The 14464-nt window shown below is 66.7% G+C and carries 12 protein-coding genes; 7 read left to right on the top strand and 5 right to left on the bottom strand.

Features of this window, described 5'->3' with window-relative positions; genetic code table 11:
- Positions 1-46: 46 nt before the first annotated feature.
- Genes C1A30_RS23025 through C1A30_RS23015 form a run of 3 tightly spaced genes read right to left on the bottom strand, consistent with a single transcriptional unit; the run spans position 47 to position 2750 of the window.
- Positions 47-1006 (bottom strand): 2-hydroxyacid dehydrogenase, encoded by a 960-nt coding sequence (locus tag C1A30_RS23025; RefSeq protein WP_101950689.1) that lies wholly within the window; start codon positions 1004-1006, stop codon positions 47-49.
- The gene (locus C1A30_RS23020; RefSeq protein WP_101950688.1) at positions 982-2124 is read right to left on the bottom strand and encodes an alpha/beta hydrolase; all 1143 of its coding nucleotides are present in this window, start codon (positions 2122-2124) and stop codon (positions 982-984) included. The genes C1A30_RS23025 and C1A30_RS23020 overlap by 25 nt, the downstream gene beginning before the upstream one ends.
- Positions 2121-2750, bottom strand: a complete 630-nt coding sequence (locus tag C1A30_RS23015) for a TetR/AcrR family transcriptional regulator (protein ID WP_101950687.1) — start codon at positions 2748-2750, stop codon at positions 2121-2123. The genes C1A30_RS23020 and C1A30_RS23015 overlap by 4 nt, the downstream gene beginning before the upstream one ends.
- Positions 2751-2827: 77 nt before the next feature.
- On the opposite strand from C1A30_RS23015, the gene C1A30_RS23010 reads away from it, so the two are divergent.
- Entirely contained in the window at positions 2828-3409 is a 582-nt protein-coding gene (locus tag C1A30_RS23010; RefSeq protein WP_101950686.1) for a VOC family protein, read from the top strand.
- On the opposite strand, the gene C1A30_RS23005 is transcribed toward C1A30_RS23010, so the two are convergent.
- Complete coding sequence (locus C1A30_RS23005; protein ID WP_369974173.1) at positions 3406-4032, bottom strand: TetR/AcrR family transcriptional regulator; 627 nt, start codon at positions 4030-4032, stop codon at positions 3406-3408. The genes C1A30_RS23010 and C1A30_RS23005 overlap by 4 nt on opposite strands.
- 78 nt (positions 4033-4110) lie before the next feature.
- Here C1A30_RS23005 and C1A30_RS23000 point away from each other — a divergent pair, with 78 nt between their 5' ends.
- Together C1A30_RS23000 and C1A30_RS22995 are read left to right on the top strand one after the other, a co-directional pair.
- Positions 4111-5010: an oxygenase MpaB family protein gene (locus C1A30_RS23000; protein WP_101950685.1), complete on the top strand. Its 900-nt coding sequence runs from the start codon at positions 4111-4113 to the stop codon at positions 5008-5010.
- Positions 5011-5069: 59 nt separating this feature from the next.
- Positions 5070-5963 carry a class I SAM-dependent methyltransferase gene (locus C1A30_RS22995; protein WP_101950684.1) on the top strand — a complete coding sequence of 298 codons (894 nt, stop codon included), beginning with the start codon at positions 5070-5072 and terminating at the stop codon, positions 5961-5963.
- Here C1A30_RS22995 and C1A30_RS22990 read toward each other — a convergent pair.
- On the bottom strand, positions 5953-6876 hold the full coding sequence (locus C1A30_RS22990) for an LLM class F420-dependent oxidoreductase (protein WP_101950683.1): 924 nt from the start codon (positions 6874-6876) through the stop codon (positions 5953-5955). The two genes, C1A30_RS22995 and C1A30_RS22990, sit on opposite strands and share 11 nt — an antisense overlap.
- Before the next feature lie 126 nt (positions 6877-7002).
- Here C1A30_RS22990 and eccA point away from each other — a divergent pair, with 126 nt between their 5' ends.
- The 4 genes from eccA to C1A30_RS22970 are packed head-to-tail and all read left to right on the top strand — an operon-like array spanning position 7003 to position 14463.
- Positions 7003-8826: a type VII secretion AAA-ATPase EccA gene (gene eccA / locus C1A30_RS22985; protein ID WP_200828405.1), complete on the top strand. Its 1824-nt coding sequence runs from the start codon at positions 7003-7005 to the stop codon at positions 8824-8826.
- Positions 8823-10283 carry a type VII secretion protein EccB gene (gene eccB / locus C1A30_RS22980; protein ID WP_101950682.1) on the top strand — a complete coding sequence of 487 codons (1461 nt, stop codon included), beginning with the start codon at positions 8823-8825 and terminating at the stop codon, positions 10281-10283. Before eccA ends, eccB begins: the two co-directional genes overlap by 4 nt.
- Positions 10280-14155: a type VII secretion protein EccCa gene (gene eccCa / locus C1A30_RS22975; RefSeq protein ID WP_101950681.1), complete on the top strand. Its 3876-nt coding sequence runs from the start codon at positions 10280-10282 to the stop codon at positions 14153-14155. The genes eccB and eccCa overlap by 4 nt, the downstream gene beginning before the upstream one ends.
- Complete coding sequence (locus C1A30_RS22970; RefSeq protein ID WP_101950680.1) at positions 14155-14463, top strand: PE family protein; 309 nt, start codon at positions 14155-14157, stop codon at positions 14461-14463. The genes eccCa and C1A30_RS22970 overlap by 1 nt, the downstream gene beginning before the upstream one ends.
- The last annotated feature ends 1 nt before the right edge of the window (position 14464 follow it).

The raw sequence follows: 14464 nt of genomic DNA, 5'->3' as shown, positions 1-14464 counted from the left end.
GGCAGGGCCGAAGTCTTCCCGATTAACCGGTCGGTTGGGAGTCAGATTACTCGTTGACAACATCGGCCAGACTCCGGCCGTCACTGATCCGCCTGCAGTTGTCCAGTGCGTGTTCCAGGTAGCGCCGCATGGTGTCGGCGGTGTACCAGGTGACGTGTGGGGTGAGCACCACATTGTCGAGAGTGAGCAGTGGATTGTCGGCGGGAACGGGTTCTTCCGAGAAGACGTCCAGACCCGCAGCGGCCAGGCTGCCGGTGCGCAGCGCGTCGACGAGCGCCGCTTCGTCGACTACGCCGCCTCGTGAAGTGTTGACCAGGACGGCGCCGGGCTTCATCCGGCCCAGCGCGGTGCGGTCGAACATGCGCGCGGTCGCGTCGGTCAGCGGCAGATGCAGCGAGACGATGTCGCTGGCGGACAGCAGATCGGGGAGCGGGCGCCAGGCGGGGTGGCCGTCGTCGCGGGTGCTGGTGTGCAGGACCTGCGCGCCCATCGCCGACACGATGTGCTCGACGGCCTTCGCGATGTTGCCGTAGCCGACCAGGCCCACCGTGCACCCGCCGATATCGCGCACGGTGTCGCCGAGGGTCGGGTCCGTCGGCCATCCCCTGCCGTCCCGGGTCGCGCGATCCAGCGCGGGTAGCCTGCGCAGCGCGGCGAGCATCAGCAGCACGGTGCCCTCGGCGACCGACGGCGCGTTGGCACCGGGCATGTTCGCCACCGCGATGCCCAGTCGGGTGGCGGTGTCGACGTCGATGGTGTTCACCCCGGCGCCCATCTTGTGTACGAGTTTGAGGTTGGCCGCCTTTTGGAGGTCGTCACCGGAGATCGGCCGCAGCACATGCCAGATGACGTTCGCGTCGGGTAGTTCGCGGTAGAACGTGGCGTCGTCGTCCTCGGCACAAAACCGAACGTCAAGCCAATCCGCTTCTGGGGCAAGGAATTCGATGTCCTTGGGGCCGGGAACGAAGTGGGCGAGAACCCTTAGCGCCACCGCTTGGTGATCCACTTGGCGATCGTATCGGCCTTCTCGCTGCGTGCTCCCGGCGTGGTGAAGTAGTGGTCGGTGTCGATGGCGCACTGTGACTTGTCGGAACTGGCCAAGGCGTCGTAGATGCGTTGGGCATCGCTGGGAAAGACGCCGGTGTCCTGTTCTGCGTTGATCACCAACGCGGGACAGTCGATGCGGGCCAGGTGCGGTTCGGCGCGCGTCTGTGCGTGCCGAAGGCTCCACATGCCCAGCCAGTTCCGCAGCGTGCAGGCGGCGGCGATGCCGTGTGCCGACCGGTTGGCCTTGACCGGCGGTCCCGCGTAACACATGTTGGCGGGCCGTTTGGTCGGCTCGATGGCGGGATCGACCATGCGCGGGTCCGCCCACGTCCGATGCACCGTGAACGGGCGGTCCGAGAAGCCCGCCGCATGCACCCGCTTGAGTTCGGTCTCCGCCCAGTCGGTGATCGCATGGTTGCGGGCGATCTGCGCCGACCGGTAGCGCTCGATGAATTCCTTGGAGTACGGCGGCCCGTTGTGTTCGTTGAACAGGTCGAGATCGGGATCCGCTGCCAACGGGTCGTTTTCGTCGATCACCGACGCGTCCATCCAGGCGGTCAGCACGTCGGGCCGCCCGGGATGCGCAGCGCTCGCCACGTAGCCGTCGGCGGGCGGCAGGTCGGCGAGGCCCGCCGCGGGCCGCATGCCAGGCAGTGGCGTCACGTGCGGGTCGACCGCTTGGGCCTGATAGGCGGCCATCAGCGAACCACCGCCGGAGTTACCAAGCAGCACAATGGTTTCCACACCTTGCACCTCGCGCAGCCATCGGACCCCGACACCGATGTCGACGAGGGCGTGGTCTAGCAAAAAACTGCTCTCATATCCGCGATAGCGGGTGTTCCAGCCGAGGAAACCGATGCCGCGGGTGGCCATGTAGTCGGCGAGATAGTGCTCGGAGAAGTCGATCTGATAGTGCGCGGCGATCATCGCGACCTTCGGCTTGCGTCCGACGCCGCGGTGGTAGAGGCCTTGGCACGGATGGCCGCCGGAACCGGCGCGCCGCGCTGTCGGTGAGTCCAAACCGACGAATTCGCGTGTGACGCCGGGAGTTCCGGATGACGTCGCGGTTCTCGTCATGGCAGGCCGGCCTCCTTGGGGTAGATCGTCCGGTAGAAGATGTTGGCCAGCGTGGTGATACACGAGTCGTCGTCGACAGCACGCGCGTCGCCGGACAGTTGCGTATAGCAGAATTGGTTGAGCATGGACACCATCGCAACCGCAACCAGATGCGGATCGTCGTCGGCTGGGCAGAAGCCCTGCCGCTGAGCTTGTTTCACCATGTCGGTGATCAACGCTATGGGCAGCGAGCAGATGTCCGCCCAGTATTCGGCGAAATCGTCGCTGATCATGGCCAGTTGCGAGACGCTGATGATCTCGGCGAGCCTGTTGCGATAGGTGTGCCAGTGTGCGGCGGCCGCCTGATACGCGCGTTCCCAGTTGGTCAGGCCTGGCTGCGCGGCCGCCCGAGACCGCTTCCGCGCCTCGTCGCGAAATCGCACGGCCCACTGCAGGACCATGGCTTCCTTGGAGTCGTAGTAGTTGTAGAACGACGCCGTCGACTTGCCCGCTTCTGCGGCGATGTCCGAAATCGTCGTCGCCAGAATGCCCTTGCGCGCGATCACCCGCCGTGCCGCCGCGTCGATGGCGGCCTGCGTCTGCCTGCCACGCACTGTCGGCAACTGCTCGCGGGGGCTGACGGTCACGGGGCTCCTCGGCCGTTGATCCAAACTGAATCTGATGTTAGATTCAGATTTCGAGCTTGGCTAGAGGAGTTGCGAACGTGATCAAGCCATCCAATCCCAATTCCGAATTCGACCTCGGCGGCATCAACCACGTGGCCCTGGTCTGCTCCGACATGGCGCGCACCGTCGACTTCTACAGCAATGTGCTCGGCATGCCACTGATCAAATCGCTGGATCTGCCGGGCGGCATGGGGCAGCACTTCTTCTTCGATGCGGGCAACGGCGACTGTGTCGCGTTCTTCTGGTTCGCCGATGCGCCGGACCGGGTGCCTGGCGTGTCGTCACCGGAGGCGATACCCGGGATCGGCGACATCGTCAGCGCCGTCAGCACCATGAACCACCTCGCATTCCATGTGCCCGCCGAGAAGTTCGACGAGTATCGGCAGCGACTCAAGGACAAGGGCGTGCGCGTCGGCCCGGTGCTCAACCACGACGAGAGCGAAGCCCAGGTGTCGCCGACGGTACATCCAGGTGTGTACGTGCGGTCGTTCTACTTCCACGATCCTGACGGCATCACACTGGAGTTTGCCTGCTGGACCAAGGAATTCACCAAGAACGACGCGCAGACCACGCCGAAGACCGTGGCAGATCGCAGGCCGAGGGTGCCCGCAGGCCGCTAATCGGTATAGAGGTCGGGCACGGCGAGCGCGTCGATCATCGTGGCCAGTTGGTCCACCAGTTCGTCGTTGTCCAGCGACACGTCGCCTTCCAACCATGACGTGATCATCTGGGCGACACCGCCGACCACGAAATGGGATCCGGCCTTGAGCCGGTCGGTGTGGCGGCCGCCGACGGTGCTGGCATGCTGAAACGTCAATAACGCCATCAACGCGAACGACTCCGTGCGCTTGCGCACCACGACCGGGTTCGACAGCTGCGAACTGAACAGCAACCGGCCCACCCGCGGGTCTGCGGCGATGCTCCGAACGATATTGGCCATCCCCGCCCGACTCTGCTCGGGCACCGGCGCCGCCGCGACCGCGGCCTGCGTCGTCGCGGCGAGGTCGGCGATCACCCAGTCGTACACCGCGGCGATCAGGTCGTCCTTGTCGGCAAAGCTCTCGTAGAAGTAGCGCAATGCGAAGCCGGCCCGGCGGCAGATGCCGCGCACGGTCAGTTCGGACAAGTCGGAATCGGATCCGAGGATGTCCAGACCCGCTTCCAGGAACCTGCGGCGTCGCTCGGCGACCCGGTCGGCCGCCTCAATGCCCCGGTAGGGCCGCACTTGAGCCATCGGATCCATCTTGACACCGGCGTCGAGGTACGGGCAAGATAATCTGGAAACAAACGTTCTCACATTTGCCGAACACTAGGTGGGTCAATGACGATCAGTGAGCCGGTGGCACAGGTCGAGCGGCCAGTCTGCGATGCCGCCGTCGGGACTCCGACGACGCCGCGGCGCCGCGGCGCCAATTTCGACGACGGGTTGATGGGGGTGGCGCTGCTGGCAGGCCCGGCCAACGTGATCATGCAGTTGGCCAGGCCCGGGGTCGGCTACGGCGTGATGGAAAGCCGGGTCGAGAGCGGCCGGGTGGACCTGCATCCGATCAAGCGTGCGCGCACCACGTTTACCTACCTCGCGGTCGCCACTCAGGGTTCGCCCGAGCAGAAGGCGGCATTCCGGCGCGCGGTGAATCGTGCACACGCCCAGGTCTATTCGACCGATAAGAGTCCCGTCACCTACAACGCATTCGACCGCGACCTTCAACTGTGGGTGGGGGCCTGCCTGTACAAGGGTGCGGTGGACGTGTACCGGTTGTTCGTCGGCGAAATGGACGAACAGACCGCCGAGCGGCATTACGCCGAGGGGTTACCGCTCGGAACCACTTTGCAGGTACCCGAGGACATGTGGCCGAAGGACCGTGCGGCCTTCGACCGGTACTGGCAGGAGTCGCTCGAGCAGGTCCATATCGATGACGCCGTCCGCGACTATCTGTGGCCGATCGCGGCGGGCCGCATCCGTGGCGTCAAGTTGCCGACACGGGTGCAGCGCAGGCTCGACGACTTCAACTTGATGATCACGACGGGCTTTCTGCCGCAACGGTTCCGCGACGAGATGAAGCTGGAGTGGAATGCGGCGAGGCAGCGTCGCTTCGACCGCACCATCCGTGTGCTTCGCTTCCTCAACAACCTGATGCCGCGTTTCATCCGGCAGTTCCCGTTCAACGTGCTGCTGAAGGATCTGGACTGGCGGATCAGGACCGGCCGCCCGTTGGTCTAGGGTTTGCCGCCGACCCAGCCTGAGAGAACCGCCCAGCATCAGAGCGTATAAACGCGTACGTGCGTACCGATAACGACACCTGGAACATCACGACGAGCGTCGGCAACACTGCTTTGTTCGTCGCCGCGGCACGGGCTTTGGAAGCGCAGAAGGCCAACCCTGCGGCAGTGGACCCGTACGCCGAGGTATTCTGTCGCGCCGTCGGCGGCGAGTGGGCGGACCTGCTCGACGGCGGCGTCCCCGAGCACGCACTGCGGACCGAGTTCGGGGATTACTTCATCAACTTTCAGGGTGTTCGGACCAGGTACTTCGACACGTACTTCGCCGCGGCCGCCGAAGCGGGAGTGCGTCAGATCGTGTTGCTGGCCGCCGGGTTGGACTCGCGCGGCTACCGGTTGCCGTGGCCCGACGGCACCGTGGTGTTCGAACTCGATCAACCGCAGGTGCTGGAGTTCAAACGCCAGGCGCTGTCCGCCCACGGCGACACCCCCACCGCCGACCGCAGGGAGATCGCTGTCGACCTGCGCAACGACTGGCCGAAGGCGTTGCGCGACAGCGGATTCGACCCGTCGAAGCCGTCAGCGTGGATCGCCGAAGGCCTGTTGATCTATCTGCCCGCCAGCGCACAGCACCAGCTGTTCACCGGCATCGACTCGCTGACCGCTTCGGGCAGCCACCTCGCTGTCGAAGAGTCGGAGCCGCTGGACGCCAACATCTTTGCGGCCAGGCGCGACGAGGAGGTCACCGGCGCCACCGACCGCACCTTCTTCACCCTGGTCTACAACGAGCAGCACGCACCCGCACACGAGTGGTTCGGCAGCCGTGGCTGGCAGGCGGTGGCCACCCCGTTGGCGTATCAGCTGCGCTCGTTCGGCAGGCCGGTCCCGGCGCCCGACTCCGAAGCCGGCGCCATGATCGGCAACATCCGCCTGGTCAGCGCCGTCAAGCACTGACCAGCGGCCGCAGCGCCTCGCCGACCTTTGTGATCAGTCCCGGCTGGTAGCGATGCGTCGGCAGGTTGATGATCACGCCGTCGATGCCGACATCGAGCACCCGGCGCTTGATCTCGTCGGCGATCTGTTCGGGTGACCCTGAGACGGCGCGGTCGCCGCGGGCCTCGTCGATGGTTCGATGCGACTCGAACCCGTCGACCACGGCGGTCAGCAGGCAACTGGTTTCCAGCGTCGACGGATCGCGGCCGGCTTCGGCGCACCGGTCATGCAACGCGCGCAGCTTGCCTGGAAGCTCCGGCATGCCGGCGATGATGTTGAGGTGGTCGGCGTACTGCGCGGCCATCCGGAACGTCTTCTTCTCGCCACTGCCACCGAGCATCACCGGAATGTGGTCCCGCAACCGGGGCTCGTTGACGGCGTTCTCGGTGTGATACCACTTGCCCGAAAAGCTCGGCCGCTCACCGTGGGTCATCGGGATGATGATCTGCAGCGCCTCCTCGAGCTTCTCGAACCGCTCCGTGAACGTGCCGAACTCGAAGCCCAACTGCTGGTGCTCGAGCTCGAACCAGCCCGCGCCGATACCCAGGATCGCCCGCCCGCCGCTGACCACGTCGAGCGTGGTGATCTCCTTGGCCAGCAGCGTCGGGTTCCGGTAAGTGTTGCCGGTGACCAACGTCGAAAGCTGCACCGTCTCAGTCGCGGAGGCCAGCGCACCCAACAGCGTGTAGGCCTCCAACATCGGCTCGTCGTGTTCGCCCAGCGTCGGCAGTTGGTAGAAGTGGTCCATCACCAGCACGGTGTCGAAACCGGCGTCCTGGGCCTCCTTGGCTTGCGCCTTGACGGCCGGGAAAAGCTCGGCGACAGGTGTGCCGTAGGTGAAGTTCGGGATCTGCAGTCCAAGTCGAATAGTCACGCTCTGTGGTGACGGCGGCGGGGCCGCGTTTATTCCGTTGGCAGCCGGACGTACGTCTCGACACTTAGCTTATGCAGTGCTAACTTCACCCAAGTTAGCTAAGGCATGGCTAAGTAAGGGGACGCCGTGGAGAGTGACACTCTGTCGGTCCCCCATGCCTCCACCAGGGCCGACCGCGACGTCGTCGGCCGATTCGCCACCTGCTGTCGCGCCCTCGGTCTGTCGGTCCACGACCGGCGGCGCCCCGCCGATCTGACCGCCGCCCGATCCGGGTTCGCCGCGTTGACGCGTGTCGCCCACGAACAATGCGATGCGTGGACCGGCCTCGCCGCGGCGGGCGAGATCAACGCCCGTGTCGTCGAATCGATCTGGCGGACGGTGGGCACGGCGGGACTGCTGCAGCGCGAGATCGGCCTCGCGCCCGACGCGCTCGGGTTCACCTACGACACCGGTCTCTACCTACAGTTGCGCGCCACCGATCGCGACGATTTCCAATTGGCCTACGCGGCAACGCTTTCCGAAGCAGATAGGTTCGCTGACGCCGATCGGCTGATCGGCGACGTGCTTGTCCGGCGACCGGACTGGCACAGTGCGACGTGGCTGCGCGTGGCCCTCTGCTACCGCACCGAACGGTGGTCCGATGTGGTGCGGTTGCTCACCGGTGTCGTCAACGACGGTTCGCTCGACGAGGTCTTCCGACACGCCGCGCGGGTGACGCTCGGCATCGCGTTGGCCCGCCTCGGCTTGTTCGCGCCCGCGCTGTCGCACCTGGAAGAACCCGACGGGCCCATCGCGGTCGCAGCCGTCGACGGCGCGCTGGCGAAGGCGCTTTCGCTGCGCGCCCAGGGGGAGGACGACGACGCCGACGAACTGCTGCAGGACCTCTATGCGGCCCACCCCGAGAATGCGAACATCGAAGAAGCGCTGTCGGATTCGTCGTTCGGGTTGGCCACCACCACGGCCGCGCGGATCGAGGCGCGCACCAACCCGTGGGATCCGGACTCCGAGCCCACCGAAGCGGAGTTCGTCGATCCCGGCGCCAAGGAGCGGAAGGCGCATCTGCTCATCGAGGCGGAGGCCGAACTCGCCGAGTTCATCGGTCTCGAGGAAGTGAAGTATCAGGTGGCCCGGCTCAAAAGCTCGGTGGCCATGGCGATCCGGCGCCAGGAGCGCGGGCTGACAGTCGCCCAGCGCACCAACCATCTGGTCTTCGCAGGGCCGCCCGGCACGGGTAAGACGACGATCGCCCGTGTCGTCGCCAAGATCTACTGCGGACTCGGCCTGCTGAAAAAGGAGACCGTGCGGGAGGTGCACCGCGCCGACCTGATCGGTCAGCACATCGGCGAGACGGAAGCGAAGACGAACGCGATCATCGACAGCGCGCTCGACGGTGTGCTTTTTCTCGACGAGGCCTACGCGCTCGTCTCCACCGGCGCCAAGAACGACTTCGGCCTGGTCGCGATCGACACGCTGCTGGCCAGAATGGAGAACGACCGCGACCGCCTCGTGGTCATCGTCGCCGGTTACCGCAAGGACCTTGACCACTTCCTCGACACCAATGAAGGGCTGCGGTCGCGCTTCACCCGAAGCATCGACTTCCCGTCGTACTCCGCGACCGAACTCGTCGAAATCGCAACCAGGATGGCAGAAAAGCGGGACAGCGTGTTCGAACCGGCGGCACTCGCCGATATGGAGAAACTCTTCGGCCACCTCGCGGACGCCACCACGCCCGACGCGGCAGGGGTGGCGCGGCGCAGCCTCGACATCGCAGGCAACGGCCGATTCGTCCGCAACCTCGTCGAGCGGTCCGAGGAAGAACGTGAATACCGCCTCGACCACTCCGACTCGGCAGACTTCACCGACGACGAATTGATGACCATCATCGCGGATGACGTGAACTCCTCTGCCGCGTCACTGCTTCGCGGCCTCGGCCTGCCGGTGCCGAATTGACCGGGCAGGACCGGCGGGAGTTCGCGTCGCGGACACCCGTGAACGACAACCCCGACAGGGTGGTGTACCGCCGCGGCTTCGTCACCCGCCACCAGGTGTCGGGTTGGCGGTTTGTCATGCGCCGCACCGCATCCGGCGTCGCGCTGCACGACACCAGAATGCTGGTCGACCCGCTGCGCACGCAGACCCGTGCCGTCCTGGTCGGGGCGCTGATCCTGATCACCGGCCTCGCCGGCTGCTTCGTCTTCTCGCTGATCCGGCCGTCGGGTGTGGCGGGTAACGACGCGGTGCTGGCGGACCGGTCGACCGCTGCGCTCTACGTCAAGGTCGGTGATCGCCTGCATCCGGTGCTGAATCTGGCCTCCGCGCGGTTGATCGCCGGGCGGCCGGACAACCCGACCAGTGTGAAGTCCAGCGAGCTCGACAAGTTCGCGAGGGGTAACCTGCTCGGCATCCCGGGCGCCCCAGAGCGGTTGGTGCAGAGCACATCTCGCGACGCGCAGTGGACCATCTGCGACGACTCCACCACGCCAGGGGTGACGGTGATCGCGGGGCACCTCGGGACGGGCGGCGGACGGGCCACCGAACTGCCGTCGGCGCACGCCGTTCTCGTGCAACACGACGGCCGCAGTTGGCTGCTGTGGAACGGCAGGCGCAGTGCGGTCGACCTCGCCGACCGTGCCGTCACCGATGCACTGGGCCTCGGCGCGGACATTCCGGCGCCGCGCCCGATCGTCACCGGGCTGTTCAACGCGATTCCTGAGGGCGCCGCCCTGACTGCGCCCGCAATCCCGCGTGCCGGTGAACCGCCGCAGTTCCCGCTGCCGTCCGCAGCGCCGGTGGGCGCCGTCGTCGCGGCCTACGAAGCCGACAACACCATCAGGCACTACGCGGTGCTCACTGACGGCCTGCAACCCATCTCCGAGGTGCTCGCGTCGATCCTGCGCAACACCAACTCGTTCGGTCTCGAACAACCGCCGCGCCTCGGCGCCGACGAGGTGGCGCGACTTCCGATGGCGCGCGGCATCGACACCGACGCATACCCGACCGACCGCGTGACCATCGTCGACGCCGCAGATGATCCCGCGACCTGCCTGCAATGGACGAAACCGCAAGGTGCGACGGCCAATTCACTGACGCTGCTGTCGGGCTCCACCGTTCCGCTGCCTGACGGGCTGCACACCGTCGCGCTCGTCGGCTCCCCGAACCGGGTGGCCTTGTCGCCGGGCGCAGGCTATCTCGTGGACAGCGCCGGCTCGCTGTTCTGGATCAGCGACACCGGCGTCCGGTATGGCATCGACGACGCGAAAGCCGCGGCCGCGCTCGGCCTTGGCGCCGAGCCGCTGCCGATCCCCTGGTCGATGCTGTCGCAATTCGCGGCGGGACCCACTCTGTCGCGCTCCGACGCACTGTTGGCACACGACGCCCTGCCCAGTGACCGGAGCGAAACACCGTGAGCCGTCTGATCTTCGAAGCACACCGCAGGTTGCCCGCGCCGGCGACCCGTGCGGGGGCCATCACCATCGAACCGCCGCCGGAATTGCCGCGACAGGTGCCGCCGTCGCTGCTGCGGCGCGTGCTGCCGTATCTGATCGTGATCCTGATCGTCGGGATGATCGTGGCGCTGGTGGCCACGGGCATGCGGCTGATCTCCCCGCAGACGCTGTTCTTCCCGTTCGTCCTGCTGTTGGCGGCCACCGCGCTGTACCGCGGTTCGGACAACAAGCTGCGGACCGAAGAGGTCGACGCCGAGCGCGCCGACTATCTGCGGTACCTGTCGGTGGTTCGCGACAACGTGCGCGCACACGCAGGCGCGCAGCGGGCCCGCCTCGAGTGGTCGCATCCGGAGCCGTTGGCGCTGACCGCGATTCCCGGCACCCGGCGGCAGTGGGAGCGCGATCCGCACGACGACGACTTCCTCGTGTTGCGCGCCGGCCTGCACGACGTTGCGCTCGACACCGCGCTGCGGGTCAAAGACAGCGCCGACGAGATCGACCTCGAACCGGTCTCGCACAGCACGCTGCGGGGGCTGCTCGATACACAGCGCACCCTGCACAACGCGCCCGCAGGCATCGACGTGACCAAGCTGTCGCAGATCACCGTCCTCGGTGACGTCGACGACGTGCGTGGCGCGCTGCGCGCGTGGCTGGCGCAGGCGGTCACATGGCATGACCCCACCGTGCTCGGGATCGCCTTCGCGGGACCGGATTTGGAGAGCTCCGACTGGTCCTGGCTGAAGTGGTTGCCGCACGTCGACGTGTCCGGCGAAGTCGACGGCGTCGGGGCCGCCCGCCATCTGAGCACCGACGTGTCGGGCCTGCGGATGCCTGCCGACAGCGCCAAGCACTGGCTGGTCATCCTCGACGATCCCGACGCCGATCCCGGGCCGGTGCTCGCCGCGGGCGTCACCGTCATTCACCGGACCACGACACCGCCGCACCGGGAGCAGTACGCAGACCCGGAGCGGCCCGTATTGCACATTGTCGACGGCGCGGTCCAACGCTGGCACAGCGGCGGCTGGCAGCCTTTCATCGACACCGCCGACCACCTCAGCGCCGACGACGCGCGCCACATCGCCAGGCGGTTGGCGCGCTGGGACACCCACCCGAACCAGTCGCGGGCGGCCAGCACCGGCAGCGCCACCTTCACCACGTTGCTCGACATTCCCGACGCCTCGGCACTCGACATCGCCACGCTGTGGGCGCCGCGCAGCCGCGACGAGGAGCTTCGGGTCCCGATCGGTGTCACCGCGACCGGCGAACCGCTGTACTTCGACCTCAAGGACGAAGCGGAAGGCGGCATGGGCCCGCACGGCCTGATGATCGGCATGACCGGCTCCGGCAAATCGCAGACGTTGATGTCGATCCTGCTGTCCCTGCTGACGACGCATCCGGCCGACCGGCTGATCGTCATCTACGCCGACTTCAAGGGCGAGGCGGGTGCCGACATCTTCCGGAACTTCCCGCAAGTGGTCGCGGTCATCTCCAACATGGCCGAGAAGCGCTCGCTGGCCGACCGGTTCGCCGACACGCTGCGCGGCGAGGTGGCTCGCCGCGAACAGTTGTTGAAGGAAGCGGGCAGACGGGTGCAGGGCAGCGCGTTCAACTCGGTGACCGAGTATGAGAACGCTATCGCGGTGGGTCACGATTTGCCGCCGCTGCCGACGCTCTTCGTGGTCGCCGACGAGTTCACGTTGATGCTGGCCGACCACCCCGAGTACGCCGACCTCTTCGATTACGTTGCCCGCAAGGGTCGTTCGTTTCGGATCCACATCCTGTTCGCCTCGCAGACATTGGATGTGGGCCGGATCAAGGACATCGACAAGAACACCTCCTACCGCATCGGTCTGAAGGTGGCCAGCCCCTCCATTTCGCGTCAGATCATCGGCGTCGAAGACGCCTACCACATCGAGTCCGGCCGCGAGCACAAAGGCGTCGGCTTCCTGGTGCCCGCCCCCGGCGCGACGCCGATCAAGTTCCGCAGCACCTATGTCGACGGCATCTACGAACCGCCACGCGCCGACAAATCGATTGTGGTGCGGGCCGTTCCACAGCCTCAGGTGTTCACCGCCGGGCGCGTCGAGCCGGAACCCGACACCGTGATCGTCGACGAAGCCGACATCGAGGTGCTGCCTCCACGCAAGTTGATCGCCACCATCGGCGATCAGTTGGCGCACTACGGGCCGAAGGCGCCACGGCTGTGGCTGGAGCCGTTGGACGAGCCGATCAGCCTCGACGACGTACTGCAGCGGTCGGCGGTGCCTGCCACGCAGTGGCGGTGGCCGCTCGGTGAGATCGACAAGCCATTCGAGATGCGGCGCGACCCGTTGGTGTTCGACGCCACCTCGGCGGGCGGAAACCTGGTCATCCACGGCGGCCCGAAATCCGGCAAATCGACTGCCCTGCAGACGTTCATCCTGTCCGCGGCCGCGTTGCACTCGCCGCGCGACGTCACGTTCTACTGCCTCGACTACGGCGGCGGCCAGTTGCGCGAATTGCAGCACCTGGCCCACGTCGGCAGCGTGGCATCGCCGTTGGAGCCTGAACGGATCCGCCGCACCTTCGGTGAGCTGGAACAGCTGCTGCGGGCGCGGCAACTGCGGGGCGCCTCGGACCGCGCTGACGGCTACGGCGAGGTGTTCCTCGTGATCGACAACCTCTACGCGTTCGGGCGTGACAACACCGACGCATTCAACACCCGCAATCCGCTGCTGGCCAAGGTGACCGAACTGGTCAACACCGGCATGGCCTACGGCATTCACGTGGTCATCACGACCCCGAACTGGATCGAAGTGCCACTGGCCATGCGGGACGGTCTCGGACTGCGACTGGAGTTGCGGCTCAACGACTCTGCCGACAGCAACGTCCGGCTGCCCGGCGCGTTGCGCAGGCCGGCCGAGACGGTGCCGGCTGACCAGCCCGGCCGCGGACTCACCATGGCCGCCGAACACTTCCTGTTCGCGCGCCCTGCGCTCGAGTCGATCGCCGCGATCAACGCCGAGTACCCGGACGTCACAGCGCCGGAAGTCAGGCTGCTGCCCGCTAACCTGTCCCCGGCTGCGGTCGCGCCGCTGTATCCGGCCACCGATCGTGTGGTGATCGGCCAGCGCGAAGAGGACCTGGCGCCGGTCGTCGTCGACTTCGCCGACAACCCACTACTGATGGTGTTCGGTGACGCGAAGTCCGGCAAGACCACACTGCTGCGCCACCTGATCCGGACCATTCGGGAGCACTCCCGGCCCGATCAGGTCGCGTTCACGGTGATCGACCGGCGACTGCAACTGGTCGACGAACCGCTGTTCGCCGACAACGAATACACGCCGAACGTCGACAGGATCCTGCCGGCCATGCTCGGCCTGTCGGCGCTGCTCGAAAAGCGCCGTCCGCCAGCCGGATTGGACACCGGCCAGCTGCGCGGCTGGACGTACGAGGGCCACACGCACTACCTGATCGTCGATGACGTCGATCAGATCCCGGACAGCCCCGCCGTCGCAGGGCCCCACGTCGGGCAGCGGCCATGGACGGCGCTGATCGGTCTGCTGGCGCAAGCCTCGGACCTCGGGCTGCGGGTCATCGTCACCGCACGCGCGGCGGGGTCGGCGCACGCGGTGATGACGGCGCCGCTGCTGCGCAGGCTCAACGATCTGCAGGCCACCACCATCATGCTGTCGGGCAATCCGCACGACGGCGGCAAGATCCGCGGCCACCGGTTCAGTCGACTGCCCGCAGGCCGCGGCATGCTGCTCACCGACGCGGACCATCCGACGTTCGTCCAACTCGTCAATCCCCTTGTTGCCGAACATGCTTCGTACGGAAAGGAATACCGCTGATGACGTTGCGTGTCGTCCCAGAAGGCCTGACCGCGGCGAGCGCCGCCGTCGAGGCGCTGGCCGCCAGAATGGCCGCCGCGCACGCCGCCGCCGCGCCGTTGGTCACCGCCGTCCTGCCGCCCGCCGCCGATCCGGTATCGCTGTCCACCGCCGCGGCGTTCAACGCGCACGGTTCGCAGCAGCAGGCGATGGCGACGCAAGGCGTCGCAGAACTCGCCCGCTCCGGCGTCGGCGTCGGCGAGTCAGGTGTCAGCTACGCCACCGGTGACGCCCTCGCGGCAGCGTCGTATCTGATCGCGCGCGGTTGAG

This window comes from Mycobacterium sp. 3519A, assembly GCF_900240945.1.
Taxonomy (GTDB): domain Bacteria; phylum Actinomycetota; class Actinomycetes; order Mycobacteriales; family Mycobacteriaceae; genus Mycobacterium.
The sequence above is the reverse complement of the archived record's forward strand: the minus strand, read 5'-3'. Positions and strand labels throughout refer to the sequence as shown.